The following is a 378-nucleotide window of genomic DNA, read 5'->3' on the forward strand; positions in this document are numbered from 1 at the left end:
CCGCGCGTCTCAGCCAGGGACTCGAAGGCCCGGTCGAACTTCTCCTGCCAGACGGCCTGCTCCTTCTCGGTCTCGGCCTTCCAGCGGGCCGCGTTGGCGACCGCCTCCCGATTGGTTTCAGCAAGCTCTTCGCGGAAGAGGTGCTCCAGACCCGGCCAGTCGCCCAGTGTCCGCTTGAGCCAGACGTAGAAGAAGTTCGACAACTCGGCGTACTGGACGTTGTTGTAATATGGCGGATCGACGCAGATGAGGTGGACCGTGCCGGGGACAGGGGTCTCCAGCGCGGCGGCGTCGTTGTTGGTCACAGTAGGGACGATCACCTCGGGGCGGAGATGCACCTCCCCGTTCGTGGGGAGAACGCTGTCCAATGGCGCACCG

At 64.8% G+C, this 378-nt stretch carries 1 protein-coding gene; it reads right to left on the reverse strand.

All coding sequences use genetic code 11. The features are described from left to right. A partial coding sequence (locus D7Y04_RS44325; protein ID WP_199749860.1) for a hypothetical protein occupies nt 1–320 on the reverse strand: 320 nt, incomplete at its 3' end. Between the last annotated feature and the right edge of the window lie 58 nt (nt 321–378).

The sequence above is a fragment of the Corallococcus sp. AB038B genome (assembly GCF_003668955.1).
Classification (GTDB): Bacteria; Myxococcota; Myxococcia; order Myxococcales; family Myxococcaceae; genus Corallococcus; species Corallococcus exiguus.